This window comes from Sporosarcina sp. BP05 (assembly GCF_014282005.1).
Classification (GTDB): domain Bacteria; phylum Bacillota; class Bacilli; order Bacillales_A; family Planococcaceae; genus Sporosarcina.
The window spans coordinates 46546-59852 of record NZ_JACFTD010000020.1; the positions used below are offsets into that span (position 1 = coordinate 46546).

The following is a 13307-nucleotide window of genomic DNA, read 5'->3' on the forward strand; positions in this document are numbered from 1 at the left end:
TTATTTTTTACTTCAAGTTAAAAATTCCCTTACCAGTTTCCATATTTATAGGCAATGATGAATGTTCATGAGCTATGACCCAAGATTCATTCACTTTTTTTAAACCATATGTGAACCGATTTGTCGTTTGACGAAGTTTCTCACCAGAATCTTCTTGGTGAGCAGCAAATGTTACAGCACAATGAACAAATGCGAGATTTGAATTTTCTTCAACTACTAGTTCATTAAAATCAACTTTTAGTAAAACACCATCCTCGCTCAATCCATTAAACCACTCTGCCACATTTTCCTTCCATGAAGAAATCCCCTTGCTCTCCCAGTTCCCCCAGCAATCATAAATATGCATTTCGGGAGCATACATGGATAAGAATTTTTCAACATCTTTTTCGTAAATTGCTGTTTTGTAATTTTCAAGTACGTCTTGAACTTTGAAAAAATCCTTCGTCATTTAGTGCATCCCCTTTACCAATTTCAGAACTATAAGTATGTTAATAGAAATGAATTAAATATTCAAACACTTTTTACCTCTTCAATTAACCAGCACATTAGTTCAATAAGAAATAAGCTTTACTCCTTCTTGAAGTAAAGCACCCGTTAGTTAAAAAAGCCGAGAAACATATCCTGAAAGAATATCAGTAAAAGTAATACCCAAATAACCGCTAAACTTTGAAAAAAGTATTTTTTATACTTCGGGCTATCCTTTTCAAAAACTCTAAACCATTCTCCAAATAACACGATAATAAAAATAAGAGATGTATATATCATTAATTTAATCATTTCCGCATTTTGTTCTGGTGTATTAAATGTATAGAAAACATTAAAAAAGTAACTAATGCATAATATGCTGAATAATAAAATATACATACCCAATATAATTAGACGACCTTTTCGAGTTTTCAATATAGCCCCCCTTATTAATTTTTGACACATGAATATTTTAAATCAATCTACTTCAATAGCCTTCCAAGAATACCTGTCTGTTCAACTAAACTGCTTCGTTAGTTGAACAGGAAAGGATGCTTTACCCCTTCTTGAAGTAAAGCAACCCGTTAGTTGAATATGAATCCCATAAATCTCTATTTTTGTGAATTTCTTTTTTCTTTCCAGGTATTCATTAAGTTTTTCTGATATTCCTTTGGCTTTTCTATTAAAAACCAATCGACTGAATGGGCAGGTGTTGGCATCCATTTCTTGCGACGGATTCTTATCTTTTCGTGATTTGTATAGTGTGGATAAATCACGGTAGACTTCAAACCTCTTACATTGGAATATTTAACGCTTTCAATCTCATCCCAAAAAACTTTATTCCCTTGTAGGTCAATTACAATTCCTTTATCATCCCAATGAAATCCCTTACCATCATTTCTTTTTCTCCAAAGGTATATAGAGTATCCAATAAAAACAAATGAAAAAAATAACCCAATTATAAACACAAATAGATGCGAGATTATACCTTTTATATCCGAAAAGCACAATATTAAAAAAGTAACTCCCATAACCATAAAAGTTATTATTGGATACCAAGAAATTTTATACATTCTCACTTCATTCAAATATAACAACACCTTTTTAGAGATTTGATTTATTGTTATTATATCAGATTTTCTTCTTCAACTAACCTGCCCCGTTAGTAAAAAAGGCTTTACTCCTTCTTGAAGTAAAGCACCCGTTAGTTGAAGAAGAACAGCGGCGCTAATACAACAATCGCGCCCGATTGTTTTAAAATTAAATTACTTATTGTCCTCTTTCTTTTTAGCGCCGTAACCTAAGAGAACACCGATCAATAATGTAAACAAGTAATTACCGTCAAAGTTCTTTGTAAAGAAGCTTAGAACTAACCAAGCAACAAGTATTCCTGCAATTAACGAAATCATAGTTTTAGACATTTACTATTACTCCTTTTTTGATACCGATTGTTAAATACATTACTTCACAAAATGGTCCGATCGTAGCACAAAGTTGTAAAACAAACGCGACCGATAGTCGAATAAAGTGTTACATAACTTTACCAAATACCCTAAAAATCACTTTAAATATAGAAATTTTAAGAGGGGAAACAAATATAGAATCTTTTATTATCATATTTTTATGTTTCAAAAAGTTATTAATTTGTTTTCTTCTATTAGGAATCATGAATAAAGGTAATCTTGTAGGAGTAAACCATTCCACTCTTTCTGTTTCAGGACCATCCTTGATTGGCAATCCATTATTCACTTTTCCTAAGAATAAGTGTTGCATATCATCAGATTGGGGTTGATAATACTCCCCGACTTTCCTTTTAATTGAAATGATATACCCTGTTTCCTCTTCCGTTTCCCGTATAGCACAACTTTCTAATAGTTCATCCTTTTCTAATGTGCCACCAGGTAAATCCCAAAGAGGATAATCTTTTCGTTTGACTAACAGTATACGGTTCTCTTTATTTATAACAATAGTAAAACAACCAGAAGTTTTTGCCATATCAATTACTCCTTTTTCAACTCTACAGTCACTTCAGTTTAAGTACATTGTTTCACAATCTGGACCGTTTGTTAAACACAAGTTAAACAACACTCTTCAACTAACCTGCTTCTTTACTTTAATACGATTGAAACGAAGTAAAGTTCCAACTTCAAATAAATATCCCATATAAAATTATCAAAAGTCCATTTTTCTTATTCAATTAATCTGCCCCGTTAGTTCAATAAGAACAAGGCTATCTACTGACAGCCTTGTTCTGCTAAAGCTACCCGTTAGTATAATTATGTCATCAAATTAATTCCGTTAAATTCTACCGACGATTGCATAGAGAAATGCAATAAATAAAACACCTAATGAAATGGAAAGTAACGAGATATACTTCATAAACCCTTTTTCTTTCTTAAAGAAAGCAACGATACCAAGTATTATGCCTGTTAAATAGACACCAAATCCAATGAATATTCCCCACCAACCCAAAATAGCAATATTAATCGGTGGGAAAGCCATATATGCAACAAAAATTCCAACGATAACTAAGATGATGGAATACCTACTAAACTTCCTTTCCAATTTTTCTCCCCTTTCTACTCTATCTATTTCTTCACCCTATTTAGTCCTTTCCTTCTTCAACTAACCTGCCTCTTTAGTTCAACAAGAAAGAAGAGCTACCTAAGCAGCCCCAGGATCTTTCACTAAACCACCCGTTAGCTTAATTAGTTAGTATCAAGTAATAGTATTTTGCATCTTGTAATAAACTAATTAAATCAAATGATGCTTTGAAAGCAATATATATTGCAATACCTGATAACATAGTTATAACTACTCCGCTATCTTTAAGCATTTTTCTATTTTTCTTATAAAGGATAAGCGTTGTTATAATAATTATTAATAAGTATGATACCGATATAATTAGTTTTGCGAATACCAATTTACTATCATTTACAGCATTCATGAAATTTACTAAATCGTCTTGATTGGCAGCACTCTCTTCGATAATAGATATATCTCCTTTGTAGCCAACCTTCCAAGAAAATTTATTTTGTTCTTTTAATACGGTGTACTCATAACCCAAAGATTGTTCATCACCAATACTTTCTGAATATTCCTGTGTGTCTTCTTCTTGGGAACAAGCAGATAAGATTAAGGTGAAGCTAAATAACATTAGCAGAATACATTTTTTCATTGGAATTCCTCCCGTCCCTCGGTAAATTCATTATAGCCTTATTCAACTAAACTACCCCGTTAGTTTAAGTGCAAACTTTCACAATATACAGATTTAATTAAACATAAAATCTCCAAATCCCTTCAAAAATTAGTTCTCTTTATATTAAACGAACGACCTCAGTTTTAGCACTAGTTCTAGCAACACCTCATAAATATTTAGGGTGTATTCAATTTGCATGCCTATCGATGTGCTAATAAACATGTCAAATTGAATAGAGCATTGATAAGACAACAAAATAGGAGACACCAATTCAAATGCGAATTATGTCCCCTATTGAGCTGTTACTCGATGTTTTCTCCCCATCAATCGAATCCGTTAACCAAATAGGCACGCCTTTTCGTTTTTTAATGTTAGTAGTTTATCAATCCACTTTTGGAACTTATAAATAGGTTGCCTACTGTACGGCTTCTTTCTTCGTCAACTCTTCAAGAATTGGAAATAGCTTCTCTAAATGATCAATTTCATAAGTTGGTACAACTTCTTCACTTGGCAGTTTATTCTCCCGGTTAATCCAAACGGAACGCATTCCTACACGCGATGCCCCTAAGATATCGGTCATTAGATTGTCGCCTACCATAATTGCTCCATCTGCAGTTACGCCGCTTTCAGCAAGCACATATTGAAATATAGATGCATCGGGCTTCCCTATTCCGAATGCGCCTGAGATGATAATTTGGTCAAAATAAGGGACGAGTGCAGATGTAATTTCAAGTTTCGTATGTTGTAAACTTGGCGAACCATTTGTTAAGAGAACGAGTTTGTATGTATCTCTTAGACGGTCCAATACTTTGAATGTTTCTTCATATAGAAAAGGATGCTTTTTTCGTTCCTGTGGAAATAGTTCCGCTAACGTGCTGCCAAGATTTTTATCATTTATACCGATTCGCTGAAGCCCATTTGTCCATGCTTCTTTACGATAGCCTGGGACAATTGCTTTCATCTTTTGAAAATAAACGCCTTCATCATCAAATGTGCCCCACAGGCCTTCAAACGGGTTAATGCCAATAATCTGTGTAAAATCATATGTATCGTACGTTTCGTAAAGCTTTCTAGCTTCCAATCTAACAGCTTCTTCAAGTTCTGCGGGATTTAGATCATGTACTTGGGCCGCGTATTCACATGTTTTTAGGAATGCCGTTTCCACGCTTTTTTTATCCCACAGTAACGTATCGTCCAAATCAAAAACAATCGCTTTTATCATAAGAATTCATCCCCTATCTTCTTTATAAACTAGTATACATGATTTCAGACTAGTTAAACGAATAAAGAAAAAACCGCTCCTAATTCTAATCCGGAGCGGCAATTCTTCAATAAATTTCTCTGTCCCAGAAGCGTTGCTGTGCGATTGCTGTTACAAAATCATTATCGAAGTCGGGATTATCCGTCGCGAATACAATTCCAGGTCCCACCTTTGCATTTGATAATTCGAAGAAAGGCTCACCTGTCGATGCAAATCCTATCGGTTTAAAATGCTTGAACGATTCGTTAATATAGTATTGGATATTGGAATTGAACTTTGCTTGATTTTTAGCCCTGCCGCCAACAACATATAAACTATCAAACAACACCGGATCCATTGTAAGAAAAGTTTCATTAACGATTACATTAAGACCATCCGCACCTTTCACTGTGCCAAGTTTTTCACCAACGATATCCACAGTAACACCGTATTTCCTTAACGTTTTGACAACTCTTTTCACTTCTGCACCATTAAAGTCATTGCCAATCAGTACGCCGACTTTCAATGTGTAAGGGACTCTCGTCGTATTTGCCTGACTGAGTGCAGGTGATGAGGCCTTGACGTTCACTTGCTTACCAGTAGGACGGTTCACTCCGACGCCGTCCGCCACCATGTCGGCCATAGCCTTATCAACATGGACGAACATATCGACAACCTGCTGTCTAACGTCACGGCTTTGTACTTTTCCAACTTCAAAGATGAATGCGTCAATGATATGCTGTTTTTCAGGCGGTGACATACTGTTCCAAAAAAGCCTTGCCTGGGAAAAGAAATCTTTGAACGAATCACTTCTCGCTTGAATGATACGCCCTTCCACTTTTTCTGCGTAATGGACGAATCCGCCTTCCTTCGCAGATGAGGTGGACGGTGTATTATCCGCAAGCGAGTTTTTATGGTAACTTACCTGGCCAACATCAATTCTCTGCCGGCTATAGCCATTTCGCTGATTATTATGGAACGGACAGACGGCACGGTTGATGGGGATTTCAGTAAAATTCGGCCCCCCCAGACGAATGAGCTGCGTATCTAAATAAGAAAACAATCTGCCTTGTAGAAGTGGATCATTCGTAAAGTCAATTCCAGGTACGACATTACCTGGGTGGAACGCAACTTGCTCTGTTTCGGCGAAGACGTTGTCAACATTACGATTTAGTGTCATCTTGCCAAATATTTTTACAGGAACAATTTCTTCCGGCCAAAGTTTAGTAGCATCAAGCACGTCAAAATCGAACATGAATTCATCTTTTTCATCAATCATCTGCACGCCAAATTCATACTCCGCAAAGTTCCCATGTTCAATTGACTCCCATAAATCCCGTCGCTGGAAGTCCGGATCTTTCCCTGAAATTTTCTGCGCCTCATCCCAGACAAGCGAATGTACGCCGAGTAAAGGCTTCCAGTGAAACTTCACAAACCGCGCTTTGCCTTCCGCATTGACGAATCGGAATGTGTGAACACCGAATCCTTCCATCATCCGCCACCTTGTTGGAATTGCCCGATCTGACATTAGCCACATGACCATATGCGCTGATTCCTGATTGTTAGCTACGAAATCCCAAAACGTATCATGGGCAGAGGCAGCTTGCGGCATTTCGTTATGCGGTTCTGGCTGTATCGCATGGACAAGATCCGGGAACTTAATCCCATCTTGGATGAAAAAGACGGGAATATTATTGCCCACAAGATCATAATTACCTTCTTCCGTATAGAACTTAACAGCAAACCCTCGTACATCCCTTACAGTATCCGCAGAACCTTTGCTTCCTACGACATTTGAAAATCTCGTAAAAACCGGTGTTTTTGTTCCGGGCTCTTGTAGAAACTTGGCTTTTGTGAACTCCTTCATGGATTCATACAATTCGAAAACGCCGTGAGCTGCATATCCTCTGGCATGTACAACCCGCTCTGGAATTCGCTCGTGGTCAAAATGGGTTATTTTTTCCCTAAAATGGAAGTCCTCCATCAATGTCGGACCACGAATACCCGCTTTCAATGACTCCTCATCGTTCGAAACTTTCAGTGCTTGATTTGTCGTCATTTTTGTACCTGCATTATTCACACGGAATTGTTCCAACTGTTTATCCTTACTGTTTTCATCTACGACATGTTTGTGATTTGATGATGATTTATCCACACAATCCCCTTCCGTTATGCATTTAGTAATTGCCTGTTAAGAATACTAGGCGCTTCCCTACTATATGCGGGACTTTCCAGACTGTGCAAAAAGAAAAGGATAGCACCTTGGAAGGGCTACCCTTTTCTCACTTTATTATAGTAGGAACAGTTATGCTTTTACCGTATCAGTGACTTCGACTACCCAACCGAATGGATCTTCCACTTTACCAGTTTGAATACCTGTTAGTGTCTCATATAGTTTTTTAGATAATTCACCGGTTTCATTATTATTAATGATCATTATGTCAGCGCCCCAATTAAGTTCCCCAATTGGCGAAACTACTGCCGCTGTTCCTGTTCCGAAGGCTTCCTCTAAAATACCTGCCTGGTGTGCCGAACGAAGTTCTTCCATAGAAATTTTACGTTCAACAACTGGAATGTCCCAATGTCTCAGTAATTGAAGGATTGACTTCCTCGTAATCCCTTCCAAAATACTGCCATTTAAAACAGGTGTAATGACTACACCGTTAATTTTGAAGAAGACGTTCATGCTTCCCACTTCTTCTATATACTTTCTTTCTACTCCATCAAGCCAAAGAACTTGTGAATACCCTTTTTTGCTTGCTATTTCTTGTGCTCTTAGTCCAGACGCGTAGTTACCAGCCGTTTTTGCTGTTCCAGTTCCGCCTTCTACTGCACGCACATACTCATTTTCAACGAGAATTTTAACCGGATGAATTCCTTCTTTATAATACGATCCAACGGGAGATAGGATAATAATGAATTTATATTTCTTCGATGGTGAAACGCCGAGATAGGGTTCAGTCGCAACCATGAATGGTCTTATGTACAGGGATGTTCCTTCTGTTCCAGGAATCCAGTCCTTATCGATAGTAATTAGTTTTTCTAAAGCTTCGATTGCGATTTCTTCATTGAAAGCCGGCATGCATAAGCGATCACTCGATTTGTTCATGCGACGCATGTTTTCTTCAGGGCGGAATAACAGAACTTGCCCCTCTTTGCCTACATAAGCTTTCAATCCTTCAAAAATTGTTTGACCGTAGTGAAAAATAGTTGCCGCCGGATCCAGCTCAAGTGGCGCATATGGAACGATTCTGTGATCCGTCCAGCCTTGCCCTTCACAATAGTCAGCTATAAACATATGGTCAGTAAACACTCTTCCGAATTCTAATTGATCTGCTTGTGGTTTTTGTTTTTTTGATTCACTCAAAGTGATTGTAATTGCATGGTTCGTCATGATGTGTGCATCTCCCTATGTCTAATTTTCAGGCCAGCTGATTGGGCTATTTCCGTATATTATGTGATTAAAAAGGAATACCAAGATAAGCGTTACCTTTACGCTTAAACGATATCCCTTCATTTATCCATGTACGTAAATAACTTTCTAATAATATAGATTATATCAACTTCTTTGTAAATAAGCTATCTAATCATAAAAATAGTTCGCACTTTTTTTGTAGTTTCTTTCCAGTTTAAAGAAGATTCCTAACGAACACCTATGAAGATAAAAATAAAAGATATGTATTGAAATTGAAACCTAGAAGGCGCACATTACTTGACAATTTCATCCCGCCGCTGTAATATTATCTTGAATTCAAGATAATATTATGAAGATTTTATCCCAGAGAGGATTGATGAAGATGAACGTAAAAGGTATACACCATCTTACTGCGATGACCGGAAGCGCAGCACATAACTTTAAATTTTACACAGAGGTACTTGGTATGAGGCTAGTGAAAAAAACAGTGAATCAGGACGACACAACTGCTTATCATTTATTTTACGGAGATGAAAAAGGGAATCCAGGAACTGAACTGACATTTTTTGATTTTCCCAATGCTGGACCAAAAAGAGCAGGCGTCAGCAGTATTTCCAACTCATCACTTCGTGTAGCGAGTAACGACGCGTTGAAATATTGGATTGAACGCTTTACTGAATTTAACGTTAAACATGCACCTATTTCAGAATTTGCTGGTCGCAATGTTATTTTCTTCGAAGATGCGGAAGGTCAGCAATTGACGCTTGTATCCGATGAGACAAACACAGTCGCTGCAACTGGAACTCCATGGGATAAGAGTCTTGTTCCTGTTGAGTATGGGATAACCGGGCTTGGTCCAGTTAGACTAACTGTCCGCACTCCTGAACCGACAATCGCAGCGCTTCAGATTCTTGGATTTACGGAGAAGAACCGCGTTCCAGCACTTGTCGAAGGACAAGATGACATCATCGTTATGGAAGTTGGAGAAGGCGGAACGGGAGCTGAAGTGTTCGTTGAACCACGCACAGATTTACCTGCTGAGGTTCAAGGGATAGGTGGCGTTCACCATGTAGCCTTCCGTGTTGACGACGAAGAAGAACTGCATGCATGGATTGATAAAATTAACAGTACACGCTTGCCAAACTCTGGGATTGTAGAACGATTCTATTTCACTTCTTTATATTTCCGCGAGCCTAATGGCATCCTATTCGAACTTGCAACAGATGGCCCTGGATTCGCAACAGATGAGCCACTTGAAACATTGGGTGAATCACTTGCACTACCACCATTTTTGGAAGGTAAACGTGCGGCTATTGAAGCGAATATCAAACCTTTGAATACGAAAAAATAAGAACGTTCAAGCAAAATAAAAATGAGAAGGCCATCCCACCTCGAAGATACTTCTGATGGGATGACCTTCACTATTTACAGCAAATTACTTAAAAATGCTTTTGTCCGTTCATTTTTGGGTCCATTAACTAATTTTGGTGACTGGTAAAAGTTTAGTTTTCCGATTCAGCTACTTTTTTTACGCGTTGCACAGATTCAACAACTACTTTGTCTGTAGCAAACAGTGAAAATAATTTCATGAACCACTTTAATGGACGATTCGTCGCGGTGTATTTAAATGAAGTTTTATGATCGTCGAGCTTGACCAGTTCGAATCGAGCCGTAATATCGAACATATTAGCTAGTGTGAACCCTATTTTCAGGTTTTTTTCGTTCATAGAGTCTATATACTCTAAAGTCTCTACATCGTACTCCATCACGCGCTTACCTTCTTTATATTTCTGTAAATATATACTTCCAACCATTCCATCTACTATTTTTACAGGTTCGTTTCCAACGACTTGCGGCATAATCTTTTGCATATTTTCTAATGACCCATCAAAATATTTCCACACATGCTCAATAGAGGCATCAATTTCAATTTCTTTCGTCCACTGTTTCATACTAAAACCACCTCTCACAAGTTCATTTCCTGTTATTCTATATATTCACTTCACTTTACCACATCATTAGATCAAAGACATTTTAGTCGCCGCAAACAACAAAATCCCACCGGCACTATTCATCCGGCGGGACTTGATTATCAATTAATGAACTTTATTGTAGTCCTTCAAATAATAACACTCTTGCAGGTGATGCATCTGTACCCGTTAATTTTAAAGGTGCAGCAACCATAAAATAGTCCCCTTGTTCAACTTCTTTTAAGCGAAGCCCTTCAATAATAATGATATCGTTTGCAAATAATGTTTTATGTGTTGGATGCCCTTCTTGGCTTCTTTCGATTCCAAGCGTATCTATTCCGACTCCCCGAATACCAATGTCGGAAAGATATTTCGCCCCATCTTGTGCAAGATAAATAAAATCGAAATTAAACGTATCCTCAAATGAATTTTTTGTTTTAAATAGAACAAAATCATTCTTTTGGATCTCGAATTTTTCCAAATCCTGTTTAGAAATTCCGTCTTCTACATTTGTTAAATCAAGTACTTTACACTGTCCCACAAGACTTTCCATTGAAATTGATTCGAATGTATCTCCATTTACAACCATGTGAAGCGGCGCATCAATATGTGTTCCAGTATGCACATCTATCTCCATCCGAGTTTCAGTTACATAGCCATTTGTTACTCGATTAAATTTCGGTTGTTTTTCAGGCTTATCTTTGTAAACGGTCATACCTTCATAAATGGTTCCTGTTACATCATACATTTTCATTTAACAACCCGTCCTTTATTTTTAGTGTCTAACTCTAAAGCTATCCTCGCATGTAGTTTAGCCTGCCGTCTAGCAAAACTACTTTAGTTACCAGCTCAGTATACCAAAACTGACGCTAATTTCATGCATGTCCGCTGTATATGATTTCATCTATAGTCTTAGAACCACGCATCGTTTAATGATATACTTAAAACTGTTTCAAGTATGATTCGTGTCTACATTAAATTGGAGGAAAGCAAAAATGAATAACGAAGCGGACTTAGTTGACCCTCAAGTAAAGGATCAATTAATTGATTTTCAAAAAGGATGGGCAATGCAAGACATGACCTTTGTTTTATTCGGAGCGACAGGAGACTTAGCAAAACGCAAATTATTTCCTGCTTTATATAATTTGTTTCTTGATGGAAAATTGCCGGATTCAATTTCTATAATTGGTTTAGGCAGAAACTATTTCCCTGATGACATTTTTCAATCAAAAGTCGAAAGTGCACTTCGGGAATATTCTAGAAGTACTGTCCAAACTACGGGATTGAATGAGTTTTTAGCTAAGTTTCGATACTGTAAATTTGATGCATCAGACAATGATTCATATCAAAACCTACATGAACTTATTAAAGACAGTGAGAGAGAATTAAACATACCCGGAAATCGACTTTTCTATTTGTCGGTTGCTCCACAACTGGTTGATGTTATTACATTAGGTCTAAATAAGAGCGGAATCAGTCACACGAAAGGCTGGAAACGACTGATTGTCGAGAAACCCTTCGGAAGTGACCTTAAGACCGCACGACAATTAAACGAGACATTAAACAGCACTTTTAATGATGAAGAAATTTACAGAATCGACCACTATCTCGGAAAACCTATGGTACAAAATCTCGAATCCTTTGAATTTGCCAATCCGATATTTGGTTCAATATTAGATCATAAACGTATTGCTAATATACAAATCACAGCAAGTGAAACGGTCGGGGTTGAAACACGGGCTGAATATTACGATCGAGCAGGCGCAATTCGGGATATGGTTCAGAATCATCTTCTGCAGTTAGTTATGATGACAGCCCTTCATCTCCCTGAAAAGATGACCGCTGAGGAAATTCGAAAACAAAAAGTAACAATCATGGAATCTCTTCGACCTATTTATATAGAAAATATCGCTCGGGACATTGTTCGTGGTCAATACCAAGCCGGTGAGATTTTCGATACCCCGGTTGTTGGTTATACAGAAGAGCCCGGGGTTAATGCCTCCTCAATGAATGATACTTATTTCGCAGCTCGTCTACATATTGACAATCCATCTTGGAGCGGAATTCCCTTTTATATACGGACTGGGAAACGGATAGGTACAAAATCCACCAAGATTGTCATCGAGTTTAAGAACGATGTGAAACATACAGATCGCTTGACCCCAAACTTATTGATATTTGAAATTAGTCCAAGTGAAGGTATTTCTTTAATGATAAATATGAAAAACCCTTCAAGTAACCAATTTGAGCCTAATTTCATTAACTTCTCCACTAATTCAGAGGAACAGCCAGAAGCATATGAACTACTTCTATTTGATGCGATTCGCGGAAATGCAACATTCTTCGCCAATTGGAAAGAAGTTGAATTATCATGGCTGTGGATTCAACCCTTATTAACAGCATTTCAAGAGAATTCACTTCCTTTACATCCATACCCTGCCGGTTCAGATGGGCCAGAAGCTGCTAATCAACTATTGCAGGCTGATCAATTTAATTGGTGGTAAAGAGCAAAAGCGCAAGCGCCTGTTCAGAGGCACTTGCGTCTAGACTTGAAATTTTCATACTGCAGATTAGCCATAGTACGAAGTTTTATTATTTAAGAAGTAAAATCTGGTAAATAACATAATTGAATGGGGTAGGGTTATGACTAAGAAACAAATGGGCGTTATTGGTTTAGGCGTGATGGGGATGAACCTAGCACTAAACATCGAAAGTAAAGGCTATTCGGTAGCTGTTTATGATTATTGGACAGATCGAACAGATGAGTTCTCCAACAAAGAAGCAAAGGATAAAAACATTCACGGAAGCTACAGTATTGAAAACCTGGTCGATTCGCTCGAAGTTCCACGAAAAATTTTATTAATGGTTAAGGCTGGGGAAACAACAGATACGGTGATCCAGTCCCTAGTTCCTCATCTTCAACAAGGGGATATTCTTATCGATGGAGGAAATACATTCTTTAAAGATACGAATAGACGTACAGCAACCTTAAAAGAATCAGGTATTCATTTCATTGGC

The 13307-nt window shown here is 37.5% G+C and carries 14 protein-coding genes; 3 read left to right on the forward strand and 11 right to left on the reverse strand.

Going from position 1 to position 13307, the window contains the following annotated elements:
* Positions 1-7: 7 nt before the first annotated feature.
* From H2672_RS16515 to H2672_RS16555, 9 genes are all read right to left on the reverse strand, one after another.
* The gene (locus H2672_RS16515; RefSeq protein WP_186673176.1) at positions 8-448 is read right to left on the reverse strand and encodes a YybH family protein; all 441 of its coding nucleotides are present in this window, start codon (positions 446-448) and stop codon (positions 8-10) included.
* Positions 449-1076: 628 nt separating this feature from the next.
* Positions 1077-1553: a hypothetical protein gene (locus H2672_RS19435; protein WP_222439438.1), complete on the reverse strand. Its 477-nt coding sequence runs from the start codon at positions 1551-1553 to the stop codon at positions 1077-1079.
* A 177-nt stretch (positions 1554-1730) separates the two neighbouring features.
* Positions 1731-1886 carry a tRNA U-34 5-methylaminomethyl-2-thiouridine biosynthesis protein gene (locus H2672_RS16525; RefSeq protein WP_186673178.1) on the reverse strand — a complete coding sequence of 52 codons (156 nt, stop codon included), beginning with the start codon at positions 1884-1886 and terminating at the stop codon, positions 1731-1733.
* Between the two features lie 109 nt (positions 1887-1995).
* Positions 1996-2460 (reverse strand): NUDIX hydrolase, encoded by a 465-nt coding sequence (locus H2672_RS16530; protein WP_186673181.1) that lies wholly within the window; start codon positions 2458-2460, stop codon positions 1996-1998.
* A 303-nt stretch (positions 2461-2763) separates the two neighbouring features.
* Positions 2764-3030 (reverse strand): hypothetical protein, encoded by a 267-nt coding sequence (locus tag H2672_RS16535; protein WP_186673183.1) that lies wholly within the window; start codon positions 3028-3030, stop codon positions 2764-2766.
* Between the two features lie 139 nt (positions 3031-3169).
* Positions 3170-3643 (reverse strand): hypothetical protein, encoded by a 474-nt coding sequence (locus H2672_RS16540; protein WP_186673185.1) that lies wholly within the window; start codon positions 3641-3643, stop codon positions 3170-3172.
* Between the two features lie 436 nt (positions 3644-4079).
* Positions 4080-4886 (reverse strand): HAD family hydrolase, encoded by an 807-nt coding sequence (locus tag H2672_RS16545; RefSeq protein WP_186673186.1) that lies wholly within the window; start codon positions 4884-4886, stop codon positions 4080-4082.
* A gap of 106 nt (positions 4887-4992) precedes the next feature.
* Complete coding sequence (locus tag H2672_RS16550) at positions 4993-7059, reverse strand: catalase (RefSeq protein ID WP_370569686.1); 2067 nt, start codon at positions 7057-7059, stop codon at positions 4993-4995.
* A gap of 150 nt (positions 7060-7209) precedes the next feature.
* Positions 7210-8298: a branched-chain amino acid aminotransferase gene (locus tag H2672_RS16555; protein ID WP_186673187.1), complete on the reverse strand. Its 1089-nt coding sequence runs from the start codon at positions 8296-8298 to the stop codon at positions 7210-7212.
* Positions 8299-8701: 403 nt separating this feature from the next.
* On the opposite strand from H2672_RS16555, the gene H2672_RS16560 reads away from it, so the two are divergent.
* A complete protein-coding gene (locus tag H2672_RS16560) occupies positions 8702-9670 on the forward strand; it encodes a ring-cleaving dioxygenase (RefSeq protein WP_186673188.1) in 969 nt (322 codons plus the stop codon).
* A gap of 151 nt (positions 9671-9821) precedes the next feature.
* On the opposite strand, the gene H2672_RS16565 is transcribed toward H2672_RS16560, so the two are convergent.
* Both H2672_RS16565 and H2672_RS16570 read right to left on the reverse strand, forming a co-directional pair.
* Entirely contained in the window at positions 9822-10271 is a 450-nt protein-coding gene (locus H2672_RS16565; protein WP_186673191.1) for an SRPBCC family protein, read from the reverse strand.
* A gap of 154 nt (positions 10272-10425) precedes the next feature.
* Entirely contained in the window at positions 10426-11043 is a 618-nt protein-coding gene (locus tag H2672_RS16570; RefSeq protein ID WP_186673193.1) for a cyclase family protein, read from the reverse strand.
* 313 nt (positions 11044-11356) lie between these two features.
* Here H2672_RS16570 and zwf point away from each other — a divergent pair, with 313 nt between their 5' ends.
* Positions 11357-12793: a glucose-6-phosphate dehydrogenase gene (gene zwf, locus H2672_RS16575; RefSeq protein ID WP_186673216.1), complete on the forward strand. Its 1437-nt coding sequence runs from the start codon at positions 11357-11359 to the stop codon at positions 12791-12793.
* 139 nt (positions 12794-12932) lie between these two features.
* The coding region (locus tag H2672_RS16580; RefSeq protein WP_255485863.1) for an NAD(P)-binding domain-containing protein at positions 12933-13307 on the forward strand (375 nt) is incomplete at its 3' end.

Coding starts and splice junctions, on each gene's coding strand:
- zwf (WP_186673216.1), top strand. CDS start 11,357: ATGCAAGACATGACCTTTGTTTTATTCGGAGCGACAGGAGACTTAGCA.
- H2672_RS16545 (WP_186673186.1), bottom strand. CDS start 4,886: ATGATAAAAGCGATTGTTTTTGATTTGGACGATACGTTACTGTGGGAT.
- H2672_RS16525 (WP_186673178.1), bottom strand. CDS start 1,886: ATGTCTAAAACTATGATTTCGTTAATTGCAGGAATACTTGTTGCTTGG.
- H2672_RS16560 (WP_186673188.1), top strand. CDS start 8,702: ATGAACGTAAAAGGTATACACCATCTTACTGCGATGACCGGAAGCGCA.
- H2672_RS16565 (WP_186673191.1), bottom strand. CDS start 10,271: ATGAAACAGTGGACGAAAGAAATTGAAATTGATGCCTCTATTGAGCAT.
- H2672_RS16530 (WP_186673181.1), bottom strand. CDS start 2,460: ATGGCAAAAACTTCTGGTTGTTTTACTATTGTTATAAATAAAGAGAAC.
- H2672_RS16570 (WP_186673193.1), bottom strand. CDS start 11,043: ATGAAAATGTATGATGTAACAGGAACCATTTATGAAGGTATGACCGTT.
- H2672_RS16555 (WP_186673187.1), bottom strand. CDS start 8,298: ATGACGAACCATGCAATTACAATCACTTTGAGTGAATCAAAAAAACAA.
- H2672_RS16540 (WP_186673185.1), bottom strand. CDS start 3,643: ATGAAAAAATGTATTCTGCTAATGTTATTTAGCTTCACCTTAATCTTA.
- H2672_RS16515 (WP_186673176.1), bottom strand. CDS start 448: ATGACGAAGGATTTTTTCAAAGTTCAAGACGTACTTGAAAATTACAAA.